The sequence below is a fragment of the Rhodococcus sp. I2R genome (assembly GCF_020889545.1).
Lineage (GTDB): Bacteria > Actinomycetota > Actinomycetes > Mycobacteriales > Mycobacteriaceae > Rhodococcoides.
On sequence record NZ_JAHUTG010000008.1, the window covers coordinates 24,288 to 47,012 of the forward strand.

Annotated in this window: 21 protein-coding genes; 8 read left to right on the forward strand and 13 right to left on the reverse strand. The window is 64.0% G+C overall.

Going from position 1 to position 22,725, the window contains the following annotated elements; all coding sequences use genetic code 11:
* Positions 1 to 18: 18 nt before the first annotated feature.
* From KVY23_RS10030 to pafA, 3 genes are read right to left on the reverse strand one after another with little or no spacing between them, the layout of a single operon-like run.
* Positions 19 to 984, reverse strand: coding sequence for a YafY family protein (locus KVY23_RS10030; RefSeq protein ID WP_230556300.1), 966 nt, complete (start codon positions 982 to 984; stop codon positions 19 to 21).
* Positions 981 to 1,970, reverse strand: a complete 990-nt coding sequence (locus tag KVY23_RS10035; RefSeq protein WP_075839750.1) for a YafY family protein — start codon at positions 1,968 to 1,970, stop codon at positions 981 to 983. The genes KVY23_RS10030 and KVY23_RS10035 overlap by 4 nt, the downstream gene beginning before the upstream one ends.
* A 31-nt stretch (positions 1,971 to 2,001) precedes the next feature.
* Complete coding sequence (gene pafA / locus KVY23_RS10040; RefSeq protein ID WP_206510624.1) at positions 2,002 to 3,360, reverse strand: Pup--protein ligase; 1,359 nt, start codon at positions 3,358 to 3,360, stop codon at positions 2,002 to 2,004.
* Positions 3,361 to 3,460: 100 nt separating this feature from the next.
* Between pafA and KVY23_RS10045 the strand changes: the two genes are divergently transcribed.
* Positions 3,461 to 4,012: a phosphatase PAP2 family protein gene (locus KVY23_RS10045; RefSeq protein ID WP_374108711.1), complete on the forward strand. Its 552-nt coding sequence runs from the start codon at positions 3,461 to 3,463 to the stop codon at positions 4,010 to 4,012.
* A 33-nt stretch (positions 4,013 to 4,045) separates the two neighbouring features.
* Here KVY23_RS10045 and prcA read toward each other — a convergent pair whose 3' ends face one another.
* The 5 genes from prcA to arc all read right to left on the reverse strand — a co-directional run bounded on the left by prcA (position 4,046) and on the right by arc (position 9,422).
* Positions 4,046 to 4,822 (reverse strand): proteasome subunit alpha, encoded by a 777-nt coding sequence (gene prcA / locus KVY23_RS10050; protein ID WP_075839748.1) that lies wholly within the window; start codon positions 4,820 to 4,822, stop codon positions 4,046 to 4,048.
* Positions 4,819 to 5,694, reverse strand: coding sequence for a proteasome subunit beta (gene prcB / locus KVY23_RS10055; protein WP_230556301.1), 876 nt, complete (start codon positions 5,692 to 5,694; stop codon positions 4,819 to 4,821). The genes prcA and prcB overlap by 4 nt, the downstream gene beginning before the upstream one ends.
* The gene (locus tag KVY23_RS10060) at positions 5,691 to 5,885 is read right to left on the reverse strand and encodes a ubiquitin-like protein Pup (protein ID WP_075839746.1); all 195 of its coding nucleotides are present in this window, start codon (positions 5,883 to 5,885) and stop codon (positions 5,691 to 5,693) included. Before KVY23_RS10060 ends, prcB begins: the two co-directional genes overlap by 4 nt.
* A gap of 93 nt (positions 5,886 to 5,978) precedes the next feature.
* A complete protein-coding gene (gene dop / locus KVY23_RS10065) occupies positions 5,979 to 7,478 on the reverse strand; it encodes a depupylase/deamidase Dop (RefSeq protein WP_075839745.1) in 1,500 nt (499 codons plus the stop codon).
* Between the two features lie 171 nt (positions 7,479 to 7,649).
* Positions 7,650 to 9,422 (reverse strand): proteasome ATPase, encoded by a 1,773-nt coding sequence (gene arc, locus KVY23_RS10070; RefSeq protein WP_230556302.1) that lies wholly within the window; start codon positions 9,420 to 9,422, stop codon positions 7,650 to 7,652.
* Between the two features lie 294 nt (positions 9,423 to 9,716).
* Here arc and KVY23_RS10075 point away from each other — a divergent pair, with 294 nt between their 5' ends.
* Positions 9,717 to 10,082, forward strand: a complete 366-nt coding sequence (locus KVY23_RS10075) for a hypothetical protein (protein WP_230556303.1) — start codon at positions 9,717 to 9,719, stop codon at positions 10,080 to 10,082.
* Positions 10,083 to 10,104: 22 nt separating this feature from the next.
* On the opposite strand, the gene KVY23_RS10080 is transcribed toward KVY23_RS10075, so the two are convergent.
* A complete protein-coding gene (locus KVY23_RS10080; RefSeq protein ID WP_206511072.1) occupies positions 10,105 to 10,959 on the reverse strand; it encodes a tRNA (adenine-N1)-methyltransferase in 855 nt (284 codons plus the stop codon).
* Positions 10,960 to 11,158: 199 nt separating this feature from the next.
* On the opposite strand from KVY23_RS10080, the gene KVY23_RS10085 reads away from it, so the two are divergent.
* Both KVY23_RS10085 and KVY23_RS10090 read left to right on the forward strand, forming a co-directional pair.
* On the forward strand, positions 11,159 to 12,028 hold the full coding sequence (locus KVY23_RS10085; RefSeq protein WP_230556304.1) for a RecB family exonuclease: 870 nt from the start codon (positions 11,159 to 11,161) through the stop codon (positions 12,026 to 12,028).
* Entirely contained in the window at positions 12,025 to 12,846 is an 822-nt protein-coding gene (locus tag KVY23_RS10090) for a thioesterase family protein (protein WP_075839742.1), read from the forward strand. Before KVY23_RS10085 ends, KVY23_RS10090 begins: the two co-directional genes overlap by 4 nt.
* 7 nt (positions 12,847 to 12,853) lie before the next feature.
* On the opposite strand, the gene hisG is transcribed toward KVY23_RS10090, so the two are convergent.
* From hisG to metH, 4 genes are read right to left on the reverse strand one after another with little or no spacing between them, the layout of a single operon-like run.
* Complete coding sequence (hisG, locus tag KVY23_RS10095) at positions 12,854 to 13,705, reverse strand: ATP phosphoribosyltransferase (protein WP_230556305.1); 852 nt, start codon at positions 13,703 to 13,705, stop codon at positions 12,854 to 12,856.
* 48 nt (positions 13,706 to 13,753) lie between these two features.
* The gene (locus tag KVY23_RS10100; protein ID WP_187346772.1) at positions 13,754 to 14,035 is read right to left on the reverse strand and encodes a phosphoribosyl-ATP diphosphatase; all 282 of its coding nucleotides are present in this window, start codon (positions 14,033 to 14,035) and stop codon (positions 13,754 to 13,756) included.
* A complete protein-coding gene (locus KVY23_RS10105) occupies positions 14,032 to 14,724 on the reverse strand; it encodes an HAD family phosphatase (protein WP_206510626.1) in 693 nt (230 codons plus the stop codon). The genes KVY23_RS10100 and KVY23_RS10105 overlap by 4 nt, the downstream gene beginning before the upstream one ends.
* On the reverse strand, positions 14,717 to 18,286 hold the full coding sequence (gene metH, locus KVY23_RS10110; RefSeq protein WP_230556306.1) for a methionine synthase: 3,570 nt from the start codon (positions 18,284 to 18,286) through the stop codon (positions 14,717 to 14,719). Before metH ends, KVY23_RS10105 begins: the two co-directional genes overlap by 8 nt.
* 214 nt (positions 18,287 to 18,500) lie before the next feature.
* Between metH and KVY23_RS10115 the strand changes: the two genes are divergently transcribed.
* From KVY23_RS10115 to KVY23_RS10130, 4 genes are all read left to right on the forward strand, one after another.
* A complete protein-coding gene (locus KVY23_RS10115; RefSeq protein WP_371829767.1) occupies positions 18,501 to 19,412 on the forward strand; it encodes a PAC2 family protein in 912 nt (303 codons plus the stop codon).
* A 103-nt stretch (positions 19,413 to 19,515) separates the two neighbouring features.
* Positions 19,516 to 19,863, forward strand: coding sequence for a molybdopterin oxidoreductase (locus KVY23_RS10120; protein ID WP_075839771.1), 348 nt, complete (start codon positions 19,516 to 19,518; stop codon positions 19,861 to 19,863).
* Entirely contained in the window at positions 19,863 to 22,352 is a 2,490-nt protein-coding gene (gene nirB, locus KVY23_RS10125; RefSeq protein ID WP_230556307.1) for a nitrite reductase large subunit NirB, read from the forward strand. Before KVY23_RS10120 ends, nirB begins: the two co-directional genes overlap by 1 nt.
* Positions 22,349 to 22,663, forward strand: a complete 315-nt coding sequence (locus KVY23_RS10130) for a Rieske 2Fe-2S domain-containing protein (RefSeq protein ID WP_230556308.1) — start codon at positions 22,349 to 22,351, stop codon at positions 22,661 to 22,663. The genes nirB and KVY23_RS10130 overlap by 4 nt, the downstream gene beginning before the upstream one ends.
* The last annotated feature ends 62 nt before the right edge of the window (positions 22,664 to 22,725 follow it).

A 22,725-nucleotide genomic window follows, 5' to 3' on the forward strand; every position in this document is an offset into this window, starting at 1 on the left:
GTGTGCGAGATGCGCCTGTCACTTCAGGTCGGCGTATGCCGCCAGTGCAGCACGAGCACGCTCGTCCACACTGCGCTGCAGCTCAGGTGGGCCCAGGACTTCGATCGCCTCGCCGAACCCTAATGTCAGTCGCGTCATCCAGCTCAGCGTGGCGAACCGCATGGTCACGGTGATCGAACCGTCGCCGTCTGCGCCAACCTGCGTCATCGGGTAGTAGTCCATCACCCACGAGTGTCCCGGGGCGATCCGCAAGCGTGCCTGCGATAGCGATGGGTCGTCGTTGAAGATCTCGAAACTGTCGTCGGCAGGGGCATCTTCCGGGGGCCGGGACGGTTCGGCCGACTCCACCGCGCGATCGATACGGTCGAAGCGGAAGAGCCGGACGCCTTCCGCGCGTCGACACCATGCCTGTAGATAGCTGTGCCCGTCGATGAGCACCGTGCGGATCGGATCGACGGTCCGCTCCGAGACGGCATCCCTCGATGCCGAGTAGTAGGTCAGCTCGATGGCGTGCTGGTTCCGGAGCGCCGACCGCACCGCGGCGGCGGCGGGGTTCTCCGGGCTGTCACCGGAGCCCGCTGCCGACGAGCTCGGCACGTTGGCAGCGGCTGCACCTGCAGCATCCTCGATCTTCGCGATCGCTCGTTGCGCGGCGGTGGGATCCACCATTCCAGGCATGGAGGTCAGCGACCTGAGCGCCACCAGCAGTGCGGTGGCCTCGGTCGAGGTCAGTCGCAGCGGGCGATCGATGCCCGCGGAGAACGTCACCTCGATGCTCTCCTCGGAGAACGACAGGTCGATCAAATCGCCAGGGCCGTATCCGGGTAGTCCGCACATCCACAACTGATTCAGGTCGGTCATGAGCGTCGCGGTGGAGACACCTAGTTCCTGGGCCGCCTCTGCTGCACTCAGTCCGGGGTTGGCCAGAAAGAACGGCACCATGTTGAGCAGTCGGGCCAGCCTGACCGACAAACGTGCGCTCATCGAACACCTTCCGCAACGCCGGCGTGGAGCGTTGCGATCACGTCCGCGCGCAACTCGGGCGGATCGAGGACCAGCGCGTCCGAACCGTGGCCTGCGACCACACGTGTCATCCATTCCCAGGATCGAACCGGAACCTGCACCACCGAACCGTGCCTGTTTCCGATGGCGCGATCTTCCACCACCGTCCCCATCCGACGAATTTCGAGAGCGCCGTCGTCGACGACCCAGATCGTGGCCGATCCGCTGACCTCTGCTGTTCCGGCGACACGTTCGACGATGGACTGCAGGTCGACGCCCTCAGGCTTGCGTACGCTCCCAGCCCGACCGAACGTAGACACGTCGTCACCGATTCGGGACAACCGGAACGTCCGGATGTCGTTGCGATCCACGTCGTGACCGACCAGATACCAGCGGCCACGAAACGTCACGACACCCCACGGCTCGACGGTGCGCGTGACAAACGGATCCGTCGTCGAACTGCGATGCTCGAAGCGAACCGACCTGCCCGCATCGATCGCGGCCAGCAGGGCACCCAACGCGGGCTCGGACCCCCGCGTACGAGCCGGAACCGCCGTCACCGCCCCCGCGGAATCGTCCTGATCGACCTGGATACCCGCTGCGCGCAGTTTCAGCAGCGCACTCTGTGCGGCGGATGTCAGCTCCGGCGACTCCCAGAGTTGAACCGCAACAGCGACGGCGGCCGACTCCTCGCGCGAAAGGTCGATATCGGGGAGTTCGTAGGCGTCCCGGTTGATGCGATAGCCCTCGACGCCGCCCGTTCCCGCCGATACGCCGGTCTCGAGAGGGACACCGAGATCACGAAGTTCGTTCTTGTCGCGCTCGAACATGCGACTGAACGCCTCGTCGCTGCCTGAGTCTCCGTAGCCCGCAACGCTGTCCTTGATTCGTTCCGCCGTCACGAACTGACGCGTGGAGAGCAGACAGATGACAAGGTTCATCAGCCGTTCAACTTTGGTGATCGCCACCCATGAAGCCTATCGGTCGAGTTCACATCCACTACATCGACGCGATCAGCCGCTCCACCCTTTCGTCGACGGAGCGGAACGGGTCCTTGCACAGGACCGTGCGCTGTGCCTGGTCGTTGAGCTTGAGATGGACCCAGTCGACGGTGAAGTCTCTGCCTGCTTCCTGCGCCGCGGTGATGAATTCACCGCGCAGTTTGGCTCGGGTCGTCTGCGGGGGAAGATCGACTGCCTCGTCGATCTGCTCGTCCTCGACGATCCGCTTGGCCAGGCCCTTTCGCTGCAGCACGTCGAACACGCCTCGACCACGCTTGATGTCGTGGTACGCCAGGTCGAGTTGCGCGATCTTCGGATCGGACAATTCCATCCCGTATCGATCCTGGTATCGCTGCAGAAGCTTGCGCTTGATCACCCAGTCGATCTCGGTGTCCACCTTCGCGAAATCCTGTGCCTCGACAGCATCGAGGGTGCGGCCCCACAGGTCCACTACTTGCTCGACCTGAGCGTCCGGCTCACGGGATTGGAGGTGCTCGACTGCCCGCGTGTAGTACTCACGCTGGATCTCGAGGGCGCTGGCCTGCCGCCCGCCGGCCAACCGCACCGGTTTCCGGCCCGTCAGGTCGTGGCTGACCTCTCGAATCGCGCGAATCGGATTGTCCAGCGCGAAATCTCGGAAGGAGACGCCGGCCTCGATCATCTCCAGGACGAGAGCGGCAGTGCCCACCTTGAGCATGGTGGAGGTCTCCGCCATGTTCGAGTCGCCGACGATGACATGGAGGCGACGATACTTCTCGGCGTCGGCATGCGGTTCGTCGCGAGTGTTGATGATCGGCCGCGATCGAGTGGTCGCCGAGGACACGCCTTCCCAGATGTGTTCCGCCCGCTGCGACAGGCAGAATGTGGCGGCCTTCGGAGTCTGCAGAATCTTGCCGGCACCACAGATGAGCTGGCGCGTCACCAGGAAGGGCAGGAGCACGTCCGAGATGCGCGAGAACTCACCGGCGCGTTGGACGAGATAGTTCTCGTGACAACCGTAGGAGTTTCCGGCCGAATCGGTGTTGTTCTTGAACAGGTAGATGTCACCGCCGATACCCTCTTCGGCCAGACGCTGCTCGGCGTCGATGAGCAGGTCTTCGAGCACGCGCTCGCCGGCCCGATCATGAGTGACCAGCTGAAGCAGACTGTCGCATTCGGCCGTCGCGTATTCGGGATGTGATCCGACGTCGAGATACAACCGTGCGCCGTTGCGCAGAAAGACGTTGGAGCTGCGTCCCCAGGACACGACTCTGCGAAAGAGGTAGCGGGCAACCTCGTCCGGGCTCAGTCGCCTATGCCCGTGGAAAGTACATGTGACACCGAATTCGGTCTCGATGCCCATAATTCGTCGCTGCACACTTCGACAGTACAACGCACACCGTCCCCTGGAGCGTTCGAACTATTCCGCCGCGCGTCGGTGTCCCCAGCGTGCGCACACCGGCGCATAGGCTGATCAGGTGACCGAGACACCGGTATCCCTTCGCAGTCGGATCCACGGCTGGGACGCACGCGTCTTCGATCGGGCGGCGGCAAGCGGGGCGTCCGTCGCCGACCCGGTGCTTCGATCGTTGAGCAAGGCCGCCGACCACAGCAAGCTGTGGGCCGCTTCGGCCCTGGTTCTCGGCAGTCGCCCGGGTGCGCCGCGGCGCGGGGCTGTTCGGGGACTCCTCGCAGTGGCGGGCGCCAGCGCAATCGTGAACGGCATCCTCAAGCCGCTCTTTCCGCGAACAAGGCCCGGATATGACAGAACTCCCCTCGCCCGCCGGCTGCTGTCGCCACCCGCGTCCTCGTCGTTTCCGTCGGGGCACTCGGCCTCGGCCGCCGCCTTCGTCACCGGTGTCGCGCTGGAGTCGCCGAGGGCCGGTGCAGTTCTGGCGCCTGTCGCAGCCGCAGTTTGCTATTCCCGAGTACACATCGGAGTCCACTGGCCTGTCGACGTCGTGGTGGGCGCTGCACTCGGAACCGGAATCGCACTGACGACACAGCGCTGGTGGGCTGTACCCGACTAGGAATTCCCCAACCAGGAAATTCTGGGGCGACGGTTACTCGGTCGTCTCCTGCTCGGGGCTATTGCTGCTGGTGTCGGCGGCGGGAGCCGGCGACGGCAGCAGGTCACTCAGGGCAGATCCGCTTATGCGCCGAAAAGCGCGGCGTGGGCGTCGCTGATCCAACACGGCCACCTCGAGGGAGGCCACCTCGAGCGGCTTCTTTTCCGGTTCCGATGCCCCGTTGGGTGCGGGAGCCGAACCGGCCGCCAGAGCGTTGACCGCCACCTGCACCGCGGTAGCGAGGTCGAGACCGCTTCGGTACGACTCGCGTAGCGCCTTCACAATCGGCTCGGTGGTTCCGCCCATCACGACGAAATCCTGCTCGTCGACGATGGAGCCGTCGTAGGTGATCCGGTACAGCTGGCTCGCAACCGGTTCGTCCGACCGTGACACCTCGGCCACACAGATTTCCACCTCGTAGGGCTTGAGCTGCTCGGTGAAGATGGTTCCCAACGCCTGGGCATACGTCTTGGCGAGCGAGCGGCCGGTCACGTCACGTCGGTCGTAGGTGTACCCCTTGGTGTCGGCGTGCAGGATTCCGGCTTTGCGTAGATTCTCGAACTCGTTGTACTTGCCGACGGCGGCGAAACCCAATCGGTCGTACAGTTCGCTGACCTTGTGCAGAGCAGACGAGCGGTTCTCCGCAACGAAGAGCACCCCATCGGCGAACGACAGAGCGATGACACTGCGTCCCCGTGCGATGCCCTTCCTCGCCAGCTCCGACCGGTCGCGCATGATCTGCTCGGCCGATGCGTAATACGGCATGGTCATGACGCAGTCTCCCCCGCTCGTGCTTCCTCAGTGGCTGCAGCGCGGTCCGCGATCACGGCGCGAGCGGCTTCCGATATTTTGCTCTCCGCCACCTCCACTGCTCCCGCGCCGGTGATGGCAACCGCGGTCGGATAGATGCCACGCGTGACATCGGGTCCACCGGTCGCGGAATCGTCATCGGCCGCGTCGTACAACGACTCCACGACCGCTCGAAGCGCGGCACTCTCACCTAGACCGGGTTGGTACAGCTTCTTGAGCGCCGACTTCGCGAACAGAGACCCCGAGCCCACGGCGTGATACCCCGAACGCTCCTCGTAGCGACCGCCGACGATGTCGTAGGAGACGATCCGCCCGCCACGCTCCGAATCCGCGATATCGAGGTCGAACCCGACGAGAAGAGGTACCGCAGCGAGGCCCTGCATCGCCGCGCCCAGGTTGCTGCGAACCATCGACGAGAGCTTGTTGGCCTTGCCGTTGAACGTCAGCGGCACGCCTTCGATCTTCTCGTAATGCTCCAATTCGACCGCAAACAGTCGCACCAGCTCGATCGCGATGCCGGCCGTGCCCGCAATACCAGCAGCGGAGTACTCGTCGGTGACGAACACCTTCTGCATGTCACGGTTGGCGATCAGGTTTCCCTGGGTGGCACGACGATCGCCCGCGATCAGCACCCCGCCCGCATACGTCACCGCCACGATGGTGGTGCCGTGCGGAGCGGCATCGGACAGGTTCGCCGAGGACTGCGCCATTCGATTCTCAGGTAGGAGGTGCGGGGCATGGTCGCGCAGATGGTCGGTGAACGAAGAATGGTGCGACCCGAATGTCGGCAACAGCCCCCCCATCGTCGCGTTCGGCGTGCGCTCTACCGTCACTGGCCGCCCTTCTGAACGTAGGCACGCACGAAGTCTTCCGCATTCTCCTCGAGCACGTCGTCGATCTCGTCGAGGAGGTCGTCGGTCTCTTCCGCCAGCTTCTCGCGCCGTTCCTGACCGCCGCCGGCCTCGCCGGAAACCTCGTCGTCGCCGTCGCCACCGCCAGAGCGTCGTGTCTGCTCTCGAGCCATAGTCGCCGACCTCCTTACGTGTTCGCAGTACCTACTCGGACCTTCACCCTACCGATTGGCACCCCCATAAGGGTGACAAGTCACCACCATCGTTCAGGAGGTCAGCTGATCGACCAGTTCCGCGGCTGTCTCCGCAGACTCCAACAGCTTGCCGACATGAGCTTTGCTGCCGCGCAACGGCTCGAGGGTCGGTATCCGTACGAGCGAATCGCCGCCGAGATCGAAGATCACCGAATCCCAGCTCGCTGCCGCGATATCGGCCCCGAACTTGCGAAGCACTTCGCCGCGGAAGTAGGCCCGAGTATCCGACGGAGGTGTCCCGACGGCGTCGAGTACCTGCTGCTCGGTGACAAGGCGTTCCATGGACCCGCGGGCCACCAACCGGTTGTACAGGCCCTTGTCGAGTCTGACGTCCGAGTACTGCAGATCAACCAGGTGTAGCCGGGGCGCCGACCAACCCAGTCCCTCCCGCTGCCGGAAGCCCTCGAGCAACCGCAGTTTCGCCGGCCAGTCGAGAATGTTCGCGCACTCCATCGGGTCTCGCTCGAGCAGATCGAGCACCATGGCCCACTTGTCGAGAATATCGGCGACCCGCGGGTCTTCGTTGCCTTCGCTGGCGACGAACTTCGCGACGCGCTGATGGTAGATCCGTTGCAGCGCCAGGGCAGTCATCTCGCGGCCGTCGGTCAGCGCAACCGTCTGCCGGAGCGTGGGGTCGTGGCTGATCTGGTGCACGGCCGTCACCGGACGAGCCAACTGCAGGTCGGACAGATCCACGCCGGCTTCGATGATGTCCAGCACCAATGCGGTGGTTCCCACCTTGAGATATGTGGCCATCTCCGCAAGATTCGCATCACCGATGATGCAGTGCAAACGCCGGTACTTGTCCGCATCGGCGTGGGGTTCGTCGCGTGTATTGATGATCCCGCGCTTGAGTGTCGTCTCGAGACCGACCTCGACCTCGATGTAGTCGGCACGCTGAGACAACTGAAAGCCTGCTTCGTCCCCGGACTGCCCGATACCGACACGGCCTGATCCGGTGATCACTTGTCGAGAAGCGAAGAACGGCGACAGGCCCGCGATGACTGCCGAGAAAGGCGTCGCGCGGGACATCAAGTAGTTCTCGTGGGTGCCGTACGAGGCCCCCTTGCCGTCGACGTTGTTCTTGTACAACTGCAGTCGGGGCGCACCGGGCACGCTGGACGCATGGCGCGCCGCGGCCTCCATGACGCGCTCGCCGGCCTTGTCCCAGATCACAGCGTCGAGTGGATCCCGCACCTCGGGCGCGGAGTATTCGGGATGGGCATGATCGACATAGAGTCGCGCGCCGTTGGTGAGAATCATATTGGCCGCGCCGACCTCGTCGGCGTCGATCACCGGCGCTGGACCGCTGAAGCGCCCCAGGTCGAATCCGCGGGCGTCGCGCAGCGGCGACTCGACCTCGTAGTCCCAACGAGTGCGCTTGGCCCTAGGCACACCGGCGGCAGCGGCGTACGCCAGCACCGCCTGCGTGGACGTGAGGATCGGATTGGCCGACGGTTCGGTCGGGGACGATATTCCGTACTCGACCTCGATACCGATGATGCGCTCCATACCGCGAGCCTAAGTGATCGAAAGGATGCGGTCCGCACCGAGGACAGGGCAGCGAGAAGCAAGTACCACGCGCAGCGCTGCGCACCGGCCCAATGTGGCGTGTGCGTGGGGGCAGGTGCGCAGCGCTGCGTAGCCTTTCGCGCGAGCAGTCAGTCCTAGAGGTACTCCGTGCTAGAGGTACTGACCGGTGTTCGCCTCGGTGTCGATGGCGCGGGACGCGCTGGCGTTCTTTCCCGTCACCAGAGTTCGGATGTACACGATGCGCTCACCCTTCTTGCCGGAGATACGAGCCCAGTCGTCGGGGTTGGTCGTGTTGGGCAGATCCTCGTTCTCTGCGAACTCGTCCACGATCGAATCGAACAGATGCTGCACTCGAAGGCCCGGGGTGCCGGACTCGAGCACCGACTTGATCGCGTACTTCTTGGACCTGTCGACGATGTTCTGGATCATCGCACCCGAGTTGAAGTCCTTGAAGTACAGCACTTCCTTGTCGCCGTTGGCGTAGGTGACCTCGAGGAATCGATTGTCCTCGCTCTCGGCATACATGCGGTCCACAACGCGCTCGATCATGGCCCGAATGCACGAAGCCCGATCGCCACCGAACTCGGCGAGGTCGTCGGCATTGACCGGCAACGAATCCGTCAGGTACTTCGAGAAGATGTCCTGAGCGGACTCCGCATCCGGGCGCTCGATCTTGATCTTGACGTCCAAGCGGCCGGGACGAAGAATGGCCGGGTCGATCATGTCCTCCCGGTTGGAGGCACCGATCACGATGACGTTCTCGAGGCCTTCCACACCGTCGATCTCCGCGAGCAACTGCGGAACGACTGTGGTCTCCACGTCCGAGGACACACCCGATCCGCGAGTGCGGAAGATGGAATCCATCTCGTCGAAGAACACGATGACCGGGGTGCCTTCCGACGCCTTCTCCCGGGCGCGTTGGAAGATCATCCTGATATGACGCTCGGTCTCGCCGACGAACTTGTTGAGCAGTTCGGGGCCCTTGATATTGAGGAAGAAGGACTTGGCTTCCTTGGCATCCTGGCCGCGCGCCTCGGCGATCTTCTTCGCGAGCGAGTTGGCGACTGCCTTGGCGATCAACGTCTTGCCGCAGCCAGGAGGGCCGTACAGCAGGACGCCCTTGGGGGGCCGCAACGAGTATTCGCGGAAGAGGTCCTTGTGCAGGAAGGGCAACTCCACGGCATCGCGAATCTGCTCGATCTGCCGTCCGAGACCACCGATGTCCTCGTACCCCACATCGGGCACCTCTTCGAGCACGAGATCTTCGACCTCGGCCTTCGGGACACGCTCGAAGGCGTATCCGGCCTTGGTGTCGACCAGCAGCGAGTCACCTGGCCGCAGCCTGCGCGACGGCTCGTCCGGGTCGTCCGAGGGTTCCTCGGTGGCCATCTCGTAGAGTGGCTTGGCGAGCCAGACGACGCGCTCCTCGTCGGCGTGCCCGACGACCAGAGCCCGAGTGCCGTCACCGAGAAGTTCACGCAGGGTGCTGATCTCGCCGACCTGCTCGAACGATCCAGCTTCGACGATGGTCAGCGCCTCGTTGAGACGAACCGTCTGTCCGGGCGCGAGTTCGACGGCCTCGACGTTGGGTGAGCACGTCAGACGCATCTTGCGCCCAGATGTGAAGACGTCCACCGTGTCGTCCTCATGAATCGACATCAAGATGCCGTAGCCGCTGGGCGGCTGCCCCAGACGGTCGACTTCTTCGCGAAGCGCGATCAGTTGCTGACGCGCTTCCTTGAGCGTGTCCATCAACTTGGAGTTACGCACCGACAGCGAGTCGATACGAGATTCCAGTTCGCGAATGTGCTCCGGCGATTCGCCGAGTTGACCGAGTTGGCGCCGTAAGGACGCAGCCTCGGTGCGCAACTCTTCGAGTTCCGCCCTGGCCGCAGCCGATTCCGGATTGTCTGTTGAGCTCATGAGCGACTCCTCCCAGTCCGATCTATCAACGCTACCGGCACAGCGGCAAAAGTGCGTGTGGACACGTCCACCGGCGAGCGGGTGTTCATGTCTTCATCGGATCCAAACCCGCGTGCGGTCATGTTAGCCTCACCTGACCCGAGTGGTTTCGCGCTCTGCAGGAAAGAGGCTTCACCAGTGAGTATGCGCATTTCGTCAGTGTTTGCGACCGCCGCAGCAGCTGCTGTCCTCCTTGTTGGATGCGGCTCGAGCGATGAATCCGATCACGCAGATCACAGTTCGGACTCTGCCGCCGTGACCACGTCCGAAGCAGCGGTGAGGGCCGCGCCGACGACGGACGAGCTCACCCGATCGTTGGTACTGCTCGTCGCTCCCGATGTCGATGCCGCGACCAAGGTCGCCGCTGTAGAGAACGGGCAAGCGCGCCTGGCCAACTTCGAGACCATGACTGCAGCGCTGGCGAACTACGGGGAGATCACGTTCGAGGTGGCCGGGCCGACCGTCGCGGGTGAAACCGTGAGCGCACCGGTGACGATCGCAACCCCGCGGGGTACGGCCGCTCCCACGCCGAACACATGGGTACTGATCGACGGAGACTGGAAGTTGTCGGAGGCGAGCACGTGCCAGCTCCTCGCGATGGGTCAGGCACCCTGCGTCTGACCGGTCTGCGCACGGCCGACGTTCAGCCCTTGCCCGATCTGCGTTGAGGTTTCGGAGTGACCGTGCCTGCAGCGAGCTTGCGAGCGCTGACGAGGAACGCGGTGTGGCCCTGCATCCGATGCTCGGGACGCACCGCCAGTCCGACGACGTGCCAGCCGCGCACGATCGATTCCCAGGATCTCGGTTCGGTCCAGCACTCCTGTGCGCGCAGCGCTTCCACGACGCGTGAGAGCTGGGTGACCGTCGCGACGTACACGATGAGAACGCCGCCGGGCACCAGAGCATCCGCGACTGCGGGCAGTGCGTCCCAGGGGGACAGCATGTCGAGGATGACCCGATCGACTCTCTCGCCGGGGCGATCACTGCCGAAAGCGTCGATATCCGCGACGGTGAGAGACCAGTTGTCCGGTCGCGCGCCGAAGAAGGTCTCGACGTTCTTCACGGCGTAGTCGGCGTGATCCTGACGGATCTCGTAGGAGATCACCGCACCTTCCGAACCCACGGCCCGAAGTAGCGAGCACGTCAGTGCACCGGAGCCGGCTCCTGCCTCGAGAACCCTGGCGCCAGGAAAGATGTCACCCTCGTGCACGATCTGGGCAGCGTCCTTGGGATAGATGACCTGCGCACCGCGGGGCATGGACAATACGTAGTCCGTCAACAGCGGCCGAAGCGCCAGGTACGGCGTCCCGTTGACCGAAGTGACCACACTGCCCTCGTCGGTACCGATGAGCGCGTCATGGGTGATGCCGCCGCGGTGGGTGTGAAACTCTTTGCCCGCCTCCAGTACGACGGTGTAGTGCCGGCCTTTGCCGTCGGTGAGCTGTACGCGGTCCCCCACCCGGAAAGGTCCGCTGCGAGCAGGTTCGGTGCTTGCGATCTCGGGTGTGGGCCCGGTGCTGTCGACGGGACTTTCGTCCGACGTCTCGCTGACCGAGAACACACTGTCCGAGGACACAGTCGACTACCTCTTTCGCTTGCTGAACCGGTGCAGTCGGTCCAGGGCGGACGATCGACTCGATTCGCTCACACTACTGGCCTGAACGATTTCGTCGGACCACGGGCTTAGTCTGCGTGATGTGAGTATTACGGATGTGTCGGATCCACCTGTTCGTCGCAGCAGACCAGCGTTGTCACCGTCGCGCGCGAACGACTTCAAGCAGTGCCCGTTGCTGTATCGATTTCGTGCGATCGATCGTATTCCGGAACGGTCGACCACTGCTCAGGTCAAGGGAACCGTGGTGCATGCTGCCCTCGAAGCGCTGTACGCGATACCGAGCTCGAAGCGAGACTGCGACAGCGCCGTCGAGTTGATCGAGCCGGCGTGGGACAAGGTTATTACCGAATCACCGCAGTTGGCCGAGCTGATCTCCGGGAAGGAGCTGGCGACCCTGCTCGAGCAGGCCCGCAGCCTCGTCACAGGGTATTACGAGATGGAAGATCCGACCCGATTCGATCCGGAGTCCTGCGAGCAGCGGGTGGAAATCGAACTGGCCGACGGCACTCCGCTGCGCGGTTTCATCGATCGAATCGACGTGGCGTCCAACGGCATGCTGCGTGTCGTCGACTACAAGACCGGCAAGTCGCCGCGTGAGTTCACCGAGGCGAAGGCGCTCTTCCAGATGAAGTTCTATGCCTTGGTGGTCATGCGGATGCGAGGTGTCGTCCCGGCTCAGCTCAAACTGATGTACCTGGCGGACAAGCAGTCGCTCACCTACAAGCCCGACGAAGGCGAATTGGTTCGTTTCGAGCGGATGCTCTCGGCGATCTGGCGGGCGATTCTCGCCGCCGGCGAGTCCGGCGATTTTCGTCCCAAACGCGGAAAGCTCTGCAACTGGTGCGATCACCAGGCACTGTGCCCGGAGTTCGGTGGCACTCCCCCAGCGTATCCAGGATGGCCCACAACCGTCGATGCGGCGAATTTGCTCGTTTCGGAGTCCGCGTCGTGACCGGGCAAACGGAGCATGACGCCTTCTTCGTCCCGCTCGGCCGCAATGCAGCGGGAAACGAGGTGTTCGCGACCACCGAGCGGACCGTCAGCCTATGGGCGCCGACCATGCAGCACGGAGCTCCCCCGTCGGCGTTGCTGCTGCGCGCGCTCGAACGAGTCGGCGCACGGGCAGACGTTCGTGTCTCCCGTGTCGTGGTCGAGCTACTCGGCCCGGTACCGATAGCCGAAATCGAGGTCAGATCCTGGGTGGAGCGGCCGGGTAGGAACATCGAACTGGTGATCGCCGAACTCTGGGAGCACTCCGGGAACACAGCTGACCGGGCGGTCGCCCGAGCAACCGCCTGGCGACTGTCCACGGTCGACACCGCGCAGGTCGCCTACGCGGCCGATCCACCCCTGGCGCCGGTGTCGGAGGCCTCGCAACACGTCTGGGAGGGGACGTGGAAATCCGGCTACCTGGACAACGTCGAGATACGCGCCCTTGGAAAACTCGGCGGCCCCGGACCTGGACAGGTCTGGGCTCGAGCGAGTACCGCTTTGGTTCTCGGCGAGACCATGACGCCGTTGGAACGACTGTTCGCCGTCGCGGACATCGCCAACGGGATCGGCGCGAAGCTCGACCTCGACGAATGGACGTTCCTCAACACCGATCTCACTGTCCACATCTTCCGGGTTCCGGAGAGCGAATGGGTGGGAATCTCGGCTGAGACCTCCACCGGGCCCGACGGATTCGCCATGTCTGCAGGCGTTCTTCACGACGAGCACGGACCGGTGGGACGGATCGCTCAGACGGTGCTGGTGCGGCCCAGACCCTGAACAGCTTTCAGAACGCTCGGCACGACCTGATGTCCGAGGCAAGAATGGCCTTGGCTCCGAGTTCGGCCAGCTCGTCCATCACAGTGTTGTGGACCTTGCGAGAGACCATCGCGCGCACGGCGAGCCAGTTCTCGTCCGCCATCGGCGAGAGCGTCGGCGATTCGATACCCGGAGTGATCTTGACGGCCTCGTCGAGAATGGATTTCGGGCAGTCGTAGTCGAGCATCAGGTACTGCTGAGCGAACACCACGCCCTGTACCCGTGCGATCAGTTGTTTGCGGGTCTTGTCGGTGCTGTTGCCGCCCGCGCGTTCGATCAAAACTCCTTCCGAATCGCACAGCGATTCGCCGAAGGCGACCAGATTGTTCTGACGCAGCGAACGCCCGGATTCGACCACATCCGCGATGGCGTCGGCGACACCGAGTTGAATGGAGATCTCGACTGCGCCATCGAGGCGGATGACGGTCGCCTCGAGTCCTCGCGCCGCGAGGTCGGCTTTGACGAGGTTCGGGTACGACGTGGCAATGCGCAGGCCACCGAGATCATCCGGTGACCACTCCTTACCGGCGGGCGCAGCGTACCGAAACGTCGACCGCCCGAACCCGAGGGACAGGATCTCGTCGACCGGCGCCCCCGAGTCGAGCGCGAGATCTCGGCCGGTGATACCCAGGTCGAGTTCACCGGAGCCGACGTAGATCGCAATGTCCTTGGGGCGGAGGAAGAAGAACTCGACACCGTTGGCCGGATCGAGCACCGTCAGATCCTTGGAGTCACTACGGCGTCGATAGCCCGCTTCGCTGAGAATCTCGGCGGCGGATTCGGACAGGGCACCTTTGTTGGGAACAGCTACGCGCAACATTGCGTGATCCTTCGGTCATAGTGGAGAGCAGTGCGGTGGAAGACATGCTCACAGATGTCGGTAAACATCCTTGGGCGTCAGACCTCGCCCGACCATCAACACCTGGACCCAGTACAGCAGCTGTGAGATCTCCTCCGCGAGAGCCTCGTCGCTCTCGTGCTCGGCGGCGATCCACACCTCACCCGCCTCCTCGATGATCTTCTTACCCTGAAAATGCACGCCGGCGTCCAACGCAGCGACCGTGCCCGAGCCCTCGGGACGAGAATCGGCGCGGTCGGTGAGCTCGGCAAACAGGGAATCGAAGGTCTTCACGGTCTGTGATTCTTTCATGAGGACGCCGATACCTGCGCATCGCACCAGGCGGATCGGAGGTCGCCGGCGGTGACGCCCAGCAGAGTCTCGCGAATGACATAGCCAGGACCAGGGCTCACAGCGACCTCGGAGGGCACGAGCAACACCGAGCATCCGGCCCGGTAAGCCGAGAGCGATCCCGTCGGCGAATCCTCGATGGCCAAGCACGTGGCCGGATCCAGACCGAGCAGCGACGCCCCTCGTAGATACGGTGCCGGGTGCGGCTTTCCCTCGTCGACCTCGTCTCCACTGACGGTGAAGTCGAAGTACTCGCGGCCGATGGTCTCGAGCGCATTCTCGACGAGTCCGCGTTCGGTGTTCGTCACAAGCGCGGTCTTCAGACCCATCTCGCGAGCGAGCGCCAGAGTGTCCTTCGCACCGGGTCGCCACGGAATGCCTTGCGAGAAAAGCTCCGCAACGCGTTCGGTCAACCAGTTACGGCTGTCCTGCAGAGCGCTGTCGGTGGCGTCGGTGCCGGTGTGGGCGAAGACCTTGCGTAGCGCGCCGTGCATCGAGTTGCCGAGTGTGCTTTCGCGCACCTCTGCGGTGAGCTCACGGCCCAGTTCCAGCGAGAGCTCGGCGACTGCCACGTCCCAGATCTTCTCCGAGTCGAGCAGTGTGCCGTCCATGTCGAACAGGACACCGAGGAAATCGTTGTTCTCATACATTGAAGTACTTGGCTTCCGGGTGGTGGAGCACGAATGCGTCGGTCGACTGCTCTGGGTGGAGCTGGAGCTCCTCCGACAGTTTGACACCGATCCGTTCCGGTTCGAGCAGGGCTGCGAGTTTGATGCGGTCCTCGAGATCCGGGCAGGCTCCGTATCCGAAGGAGTAACGCGCGCCGCGATATTCGAGCTTGAAAAAGCCCTCGGCCTCCTTGGGATCGTTCTCGGCGACGCTGTGCCCGCCCGAGAGCTTCAGCTCCTCGCGTACCCGCCGGTGCCAGTACTCGGCGAGCGCCTCGGTGAGCTGCACACCGATTCCGTGCACTTCGAGGTAGTCGCGGTAGGAATCCGCCGCGAACAGCTCGTTCGCGAAATCCGCGATCGGTTGGCCCATGGTCACCAGGTTCATCGGCAGTACGTCGACCTGGCCGCTCTCGCGAGCTGCATCACGCGAGCGGATGAAATCGGCTATGCACAGAAAACGGTCACGCTGCTGTCGGGGAAACGTGAAGCGAAACTTCTCCGCGGCATCGGGATTCGGTTGGTCGAGGACCACCACGTCGTCGCCTTCCGATACTGCGGGGAAGTAGCCGTAGACCAGTGCGGCGTGAGCGAGAATGCCATCGGTGCTGAGTCGGTCGAGCCAATACCGCAGCCGCGGCTTGCCCTCGGATTCGACGAGGTCCTCGTACGTTGCACCCTCGCCCTTGCGGACTCCGCGCAGTCCCCACTGCCCGAGGAATAGTGCCCGCTCGTCGAGCAGGCCCGAATACTCGGCCAGGGACACACCTTTGACGATGCGGGTACCCCAGAACGGCGGAACGGGAGTTTCGATATCGGTGGCCACATCGGATCGTTCGGGTACGACGACGGGTTCCGCAGTCGCCTTCCGCTGCTCGGCAATCCGCCGTGACCGTTCGTGGCGCGCTTTGCGCTCGGCGGCCTTCGCCTTCGCCTCGAGTGCCTCGGGGCTGTCGGGTGCCGGACCGCCACCGCGCTTGGTGGTCATGATCGTGTCCATCAGACGCAGACCCTCGAAAGCATCCCGTGCATAGTGCACGTCGCCCTGGTAGACCTCCTGCAGATCGTTCTCTACGTACGAGCGCGTCAGTGCTGCACCGCCCAGCAACACCGGGAACTGTTCCGCCACTCCCTTGTTGTTGAGCTCGATCAGGTTGTCCTTCATGACGACCGTGGACTTGACCAGCAACCCGGACATTCCGATGACGTCGGCACGCTTGTCCAGTGCGGCCTCGAGGATCGTCGAAATCGGTTGCTTGATACCGAGATTGACAACCTCGTAGCCGTTGTTGCTCAAGATGATGTCGACCAGGTTCTTGCCGATGTCGTGGACGTCGCCCTTGACGGTGCCCAGCACGATCCGGCCCTTGCCGTCGTCGTCCGTCGCCTCCATGTGGGGCTCGAGATGAGCCACTGCGGCTTTCATCACCTCAGCCGAGGCCAGCACGAACGGCAGCTGCATCTGACCCGAGCCGAACAATTCACCCACGGTCTTCATGCCCGAAAGCAGGGTCTCGTTGATGATCTCCAGCGGCGGCTTCTCGTCCATCGCGGCGTCCAGGTCTGCGTCGAGACCGTTGCGTTCACCATCGACGATGCGCCGTTCGAGGCGCTCGAACAGCGGTAGGCGGCCCAGCTCCTCGGCACGGGATTCGCGAGCAGAGGCAGCGGACACACCCTCGAAGAGCTGCATCAGCTTCTGCAGCGGGTCGTAGCCCTCACTGCGGCGGTTGTAGACCAGATCGAGTGCCGTTTCGCGTTGCTCGTCGGGAATCTTGTTCATCGGCAGGATCTTCGACGCGTGCACGATGGCGGTATCGAGACCGGCCTGCGTGCATTCGTGCAGGAACACCGAGTTCAGCACCTGGCGTGCAGCGGGATTGAGGCCGAACGAGATGTTCGACAGTCCGAGGGTGGTGTGGACCTTCGGATACTTGGCCTTGAGCTGCCGGATCGCCTCGATGGTCTCGATGCCGTCCCGGCGAACCTCCTCCTGACCGGTCGAGATGGGAAAGGTCAGGGTGTCGACGATGATGTCCTCGTGCCGCAGGCCCCAGTTCGTGGTGATGTCCTCGATCAACCTGTCGGCGACACGGACTTTCCACTCTGCGGTGCGAGCCTGACCTTCCTCGTCGATGGTCAGTGCGACGACGGCGGCGCCGTGCTCTTTCACGAGCTGCATGATCTTCTGGAACCGCGAATCCGGGCCGTCACCGTCCTCGTAGTTGACGGAGTTGACCGCGCTGCGCCCACCGAGGTGTTCGAGGCCTGCTTCGAGAACAGCAGGCTCGGTGGAGTCGAGCATGATCGGCAGGGTCGATGCCGTAGCCAAGCGCGATGCCAGCGCTGCCATATCGGCGGCGCCGTCACGTCCGACGTAGTCCACGTTCAGATCCAGCATGTGCGCGCCGTCGCGGATCTGGTCCTTGGCGATGTCGAGGCATTTTTCGTAGTCCTCGGACAGCATTGCATCGCGGAACGCTTTGGAACCGTTGGAGTTGGTGCGCTCACCGATCATCAGGATGCTGGCGTCCTGCTCGAACGGGACGGCGGTGTAAATCGACGACACCCCGGGCTCGGGAGCCGGGACCCGTTCGGCCTTCTGCAGCCCGTGCACGAGATCGGCGACCTGCGCGATGTGCTCGGGGGTGGTACCGCAGCAGCCGCCGACGAGCGAGAGACCGTATTCGGTGACAAAGGTGCCGAGCGCAGTAGCCAGCTCGGGTGCCGTCAGCGGATAGAGGGCGCCTTTCGGCCCGAGAGTCGGCAGGCCTGCGTTGGGCATCACGGAAACCGGCAGCCTCGAGTGCTTCGACAGGTGCCGGAGGTGCTCGCTCATCTCTGCCGGCCCGGTCGCGCAGTTGAGCCCGATCATGTCGATGCCGAGGGGTTCGAGCGCCGTCAGCGCCGCGCCGATCTCACTGCCGACGAGCATCGCGCCCGTCGTCTCGACCGTGACGTGGGTGATGATCGGAATGCGGACGCCAAGTCGGTCCATCGCATGCTGGCTTCCGATGATCGCGGCCTTGACCTGCAGCAAGTCCTGGCACGTCTCGACGAGGATGGCGTCGGCGCCGCCATCGATCATGCCGAGAGCCGCTTCGGTGTACGCGTCGCGCAGAATCGCGAACGGAGCATGCCCGAGGGTCGGCAGTTTCGTGCCCGGCCCCATCGACCCGAGGACGAACCGCTCCATGCCGTCGCGTCCGGGACCCATTTCATCGGCAGTGTCGCGGGCGAGGCGCGTGCCTTTCTCCGCAAGTTCGCGGATGCGGTCCGCGATGTCGTAGTCCGCGAGGTTGGGCAGGTTGCACCCGAAGGTGTTCGTCTCGACGGCGTCGGCGCCTGCGGCGAAGTACGCGCGGTGAATCTCGCGCAGCACGTCGGGGCGGGTGTCGTTGAGGATCTCGTTGCAGCCCTCGAGTCCGAGGAAGTCCTCCAACGTCAGATGCGCATCCTGCAACATTGTGCCCATGGCCCCGTCGCCGATGACGACGCGCGTTTTCATCGCATCCAGCAGACTGGTCTTGTGTAGCGCAGGCATCCCTACAGAGTAGTGGGCACCGAGCTGTGCTCATGACAGGCACTCGAGCTGTCACCACGCGCGGCCGGGCTGGTCGTAGGCTGTCGTGGTGAGTCCCCGAAACCGAGACGGCAATTTCTCCGCCGACAAAGACGACACAGCACCCGGTGAGTCCACCAGCGCTGCGGAAACACTGCTCAACGCGGTGTCCTCCGCTGTGTCGAACGCAACACCGATCTCGCCGGATGCCGAGTTCGACCCCGAAGACGATTTCGCCGAGGACGAAGTGGAGTTCCCCTCCCTTCGCGACCCGATCTTGGTGGCCGCGTTCGAGGGATGGAACGACGCGGGCGACGCAGCGAGCGGCGCCGTCGAGCACCTCGAGCTGACGTGGGATGCCAGCCCCCTTGCCGAGTTGGACTCGGAGGATTACTACGACTACCAGGTCAACAGGCCCACGATCCGGCAGGTCGACGGGGTCACCCGTGAGATCCAGTGGCCTGCGACCCGGTTGTCGGTGTGCTCTCCCCCCGGGAGCAAGCGCGATGTGGTGTTGCTGCGTGGCATCGAACCGAACATGCGGTGGCGCAGCTTCTGCGACGATCTCCTCGAGTTCATCGAGCAGTTGGGTGTGGACACCGTTGTCATCCTCGGCGCGCTCCTGGCCGACACACCGCACACCCGGCCCGTGCCGGTCACGGGCAGCGCGTACAGCGTCGAAGCAGCCGAACGCTTCAACCTCGAACAGACCCGGTACGAGGGGCCGACGGGTATCACCGGCGTTTTGCAGGACGAATGCGTCAAAGCCGGCGTACCTGCGGTCTCGTTCTGGGCGGCGGTCCCACATTACGTCTCGCAGCCACCGAACCCGAAGGCGACGGTCGCGCTGTTGCAGCGGGTGGAGGAGGTTCTCGACATCGAGGTACCGCTCGGCGAACTGCCCGCCCAAGCCGAGGAATGGGAGGAGGCCGTCACCGAGATGACGAAAGAGGACGACGAGATCAGCGACTACGTCCGAACCCTCGAGGAGCGGGGCGATGCCGAGACGGACATCTCCGAGGCGATCTCCAAGATCGACGGCGACGCCATCGCGGCAGAGTTCGAGCGATACCTGCGACGCCGTGGACCTGGGAACTTCGGCCTGTGACTGTTCGAACGCACAGCCACGGCTGGGTCGTGGTGAGAACTTGCTGATGCGGCCTTAACGCGGACGCAGTGCCGGTGTCACCGGCAGAGACCAACCTGTGTTCATGGCCAGCACACCGCGTTTTCTGCAGGGCGTCTTTCCGTTCACCGGACACGGGTTGAGCAAGCCCGAGGCGATCGATGTTTCGACCAGCTTCGTCGTCCCCTCGGGGTCGATTGCACAGCCCCTGTACTTTCGCGGCGGCAATTCGAGCGACGAGTTGATCGTCGTGACGCTTCTGCGGGACGGTCTGCCGATGCGGATGTTCCCGATGGGGGCCAGGGATGGCGTCAACGTTCCGCTGCGTGTCGTCGAGGATGTCGATCCGGATTCTGTGCTCGAACTGGTGATCGCGGCCCCCGAAGGCACGTCCGGTGAAGTCGTCGTCGACTTCGGCCTGGTGTTGATCTGATGCAGCGGCTGCTCGTCGTCGGCAACGGCATGGCCGGCGCCCGCACGGTCGAGGAGATTCTCGCGCGCAGTGCCGGCAGAGATGCCGACGACACCTTCGAGATCACGATGATCGGTGACGAGCCCTACGGTAACTACAACCGGATCATGCTCTCGCACGTCCTTGCTGGCGAGACCGGCGTAGACGATGAGGAACTGCTGCTCAACCCCATGAGCTGGTATCGCGAGAACGGCATCACCCTCTACGTCGGCGATCGCGCAATCTCCCTCGATCGTTTCGCCAAGTCCGTTCGATGCGAGAGTGGGCGCGTCGTGGAGTACGACGTGCTCGTCATCGCGACCGGCAGCAACACCTTCTTTCCCAACATGGACGGACTACGCGAGCCGGACGGGCGGCTTGCGCGCGGGGTGTTCGGTTTCCGCACCATCGCGGACACCAACGGCATGCTGCAGATGGCGGGCGCCCAGGACGAACTGGCCGCGGTGGTCATCGGAGGGGGGCTGCTCGGACTCGAGGCCGCCTACGGTCTGCGGACTCAGGGCATGAAAGTCGACGTCGTCCACTCCCCCGGACACCTGATGAATCAGCAGCTCGACGAGCGCGGCGGACGCCTGCTACGGAACAAGATCACCTCGCTCGGGGTGGGGGTGCACACGTCGAAACGGACGACCGCCGTGCGACGCACCGAGTCCGGAAGTGTGGCCGGCGTCGAATTCAACGACGGCACCTGGCTCGCCGCCGACATGATCGTTGTGACCGCGGGCATCCGACCCAACGTCGAGTTCGCCCGCGGCGGTGGCCTGGTGATCGAGCGAGGCATCGTCGTCGACGATCAGTTGCGTTGCGAGGACGAAGGATCCATCTACGCTGTCGGGGAGTGCTGCCAGCACCGCGGCGAGGTCTACGGGCTCGTCGCCCCGCTTTGGGAGCAGGCTGCGGTCCTGGCCGACCATCTGACCGGTAGCAACCCGGCCGCTGCGTACCACGGTTCGCGGTCGACCACGAAGCTCAAGGTTGCCGGGGTCGACGTCGCCGCAATGGGAGTCCAGGGCCCCGAACGCGAGGACGACGAGTTCGTCCAGTTCTACGAACCTCGCAGCGGCACGTACAAGAGTGTTGTCGTTCGAGACGGCAAACTCATCGGGGCGACACTGCTCGGCGATATCGGCAAAGCGAACTTCCTGACCCAAGCGTTCGACGAGAAGGTGCCACTGCCGGAGGAACGCATCAGCATGCTCTTCGACATGGGCACACCCTCCGCTGCCACGAGTGCGGCCGAACTTGCCGATGACGTGCAGGTTTGCAACTGCAACGGTGTCACCAAGGGCGCGATCGTGGCGTGTGTGCATGCCGGCGCGAAGTCGATGGGCGATATCGCCGCGGCGACGCGTGCCGGCAAGGGTTGCGGTTCCTGCAAGGGGCTCGTCGCCGATATCCTGGCGTGCGCAGCCGGGGGCGCCGTCGAATCCGATCCGGCCGCCGACTGGTACGTGCCCTGCATCCCGCTGACCAAACCAGAGCTCATCGCCGTCGTCCGTGAGCGAGATCTGCGGTCGGTCTCGCAGGTCTTCGCCGAACTGGCAACCGACGGGCGCGAGGACGCGCCGTCGAAGATGCCGCTCGCGTCGCTGCTACGCACCGTGTGGGGGCCCGATTGGGTGGACGAGCGGGGCGCACTGTTCATCAACGACCGCGTGCACGCGAACATTCAGCGCGACGGTACGTTCTCGGTTGTCCCCCAGATGAAGGGCGGGGTAACCACACCGGATCAACTGCGCCGAATCGCCGATGTGGCCGATAAATACGGGGTCCCGTTGGTCAAGGTCACCGGCGGCCAGCGGATCGATCTGCTCGGGATCAAGAAGGAAGACCTACCCAAGGTGTGGGGCGATCTGGATATGCCTTCGGGTTTCGCGTACGGCAAGAGCATGAGAACCGTCAAGACTTGTGTCGGCAGCGATTTCTGCAGGTTCGGTCTCGGCGATTCGACCGCGCTGGGCATTGCCATGGAGGAACGCTTTCAGGGACTCGAGACGCCTGCGAAGCTCAAGCTAGCCGTGGCGGGTTGTCCTCGCAATTGTTCCGAGGCCCTGTGCAAGGACCTGGGAGTGGTCTCCGTCGGCGACGACCGGTGGGAGATCTACGTCGGCGGCGCGGCAGGTGCACACGTGCGCAAGGGCGATCTGCTGGCGACGGTAGTCGGCGCCGAGGAAGTTCTCCGCGTCGCGGGGCTTTTCATCCAGCACTACCGCGAAACCGCAGGCTGGCTCGAACGCACCTATGCCTGGGTACCGCGGGTGGGCCTGGAAACGCTGCAACGGACATTGATCGACGACGCGGACGGCATTGCCGAAGGACTGGCGCAGCGCATGCAAACGTCGGTGGACGGATATCGAGACCCATGGCAGGACCGAGCGGAACCGAAGTCGCCGGCCCAGTTCACGCCGTCGCTGCCGTTGCTGCCGCTACCGCGGGTGCCGGTCCGATGAGCATCCCGGTCGATGCGGTCCCAGTCGGGGCCCTCGAGGAACTCACTCCCGGCGAGGGACGCACATACGTCGTGGACGGCAAACAGCTGGCCGTGTTCCTACTGGGAGACGGCACAGTCCGCGCCATGGATGCCGTGTGTCCGCACAAGGGCGGGCCCCTGGCCGACGGGCAGATAGACGGCTCGGTGGTGGTGTGTCCGCTGCATCAGTACACGTTCTCTCTCGACGACGGTTCCTGTCCGAGCGGGATCGGGTCGGTCCGAACGTATCCGGCGGCCGTGGTCGACGGGAAAGTCACCGTGCAGCTGTAGCCGCACGTTTTCGCTCGTACAGCGCCAACGCCTACCCTGTTCCAGTGAGCGAATCAGGTGAC

What these genes read in the sequence shown, in the direction of transcription:
- KVY23_RS10030 (WP_230556300.1), bottom strand. Translation starts at nt 984, where the DNA reads ATGAGCGCACGTTTGTCGGTCAGGCTGGCCCGACTGCTCAACATGGTG.
- prcA (WP_075839748.1), bottom strand. Translation starts at nt 4,822, where the DNA reads ATGACCATGCCGTATTACGCATCGGCCGAGCAGATCATGCGCGACCGG.
- KVY23_RS10060 (WP_075839746.1), bottom strand. Translation starts at nt 5,885, where the DNA reads ATGGCTCGAGAGCAGACACGACGCTCTGGCGGTGGCGACGGCGACGAC.
- dop (WP_075839745.1), bottom strand. Translation starts at nt 7,478, where the DNA reads ATGGAGCGCATCATCGGTATCGAGGTCGAGTACGGAATATCGTCCCCG.
- arc (WP_230556302.1), bottom strand. Translation starts at nt 9,422, where the DNA reads ATGAGCTCAACAGACAATCCGGAATCGGCTGCGGCCAGGGCGGAACTC.
- hisG (WP_230556305.1), bottom strand. Translation starts at nt 13,705, where the DNA reads ATGTTGCGCGTAGCTGTTCCCAACAAAGGTGCCCTGTCCGAATCCGCC.
- KVY23_RS10100 (WP_187346772.1), bottom strand. Translation starts at nt 14,035, where the DNA reads ATGAAAGAATCACAGACCGTGAAGACCTTCGATTCCCTGTTTGCCGAG.
- KVY23_RS10105 (WP_206510626.1), bottom strand. Translation starts at nt 14,724, where the DNA reads ATGTATGAGAACAACGATTTCCTCGGTGTCCTGTTCGACATGGACGGC.
- metH (WP_230556306.1), bottom strand. Translation starts at nt 18,286, where the DNA reads ATGCCTGCGCTACACAAGACCAGTCTGCTGGATGCGATGAAAACGCGC.
- KVY23_RS10120 (WP_075839771.1), top strand. Translation starts at nt 19,516, where the DNA reads ATGGCCAGCACACCGCGTTTTCTGCAGGGCGTCTTTCCGTTCACCGGA.
- nirB (WP_230556307.1), top strand. Translation starts at nt 19,863, where the DNA reads ATGCAGCGGCTGCTCGTCGTCGGCAACGGCATGGCCGGCGCCCGCACG.
- KVY23_RS10130 (WP_230556308.1), top strand. Translation starts at nt 22,349, where the DNA reads ATGAGCATCCCGGTCGATGCGGTCCCAGTCGGGGCCCTCGAGGAACTC.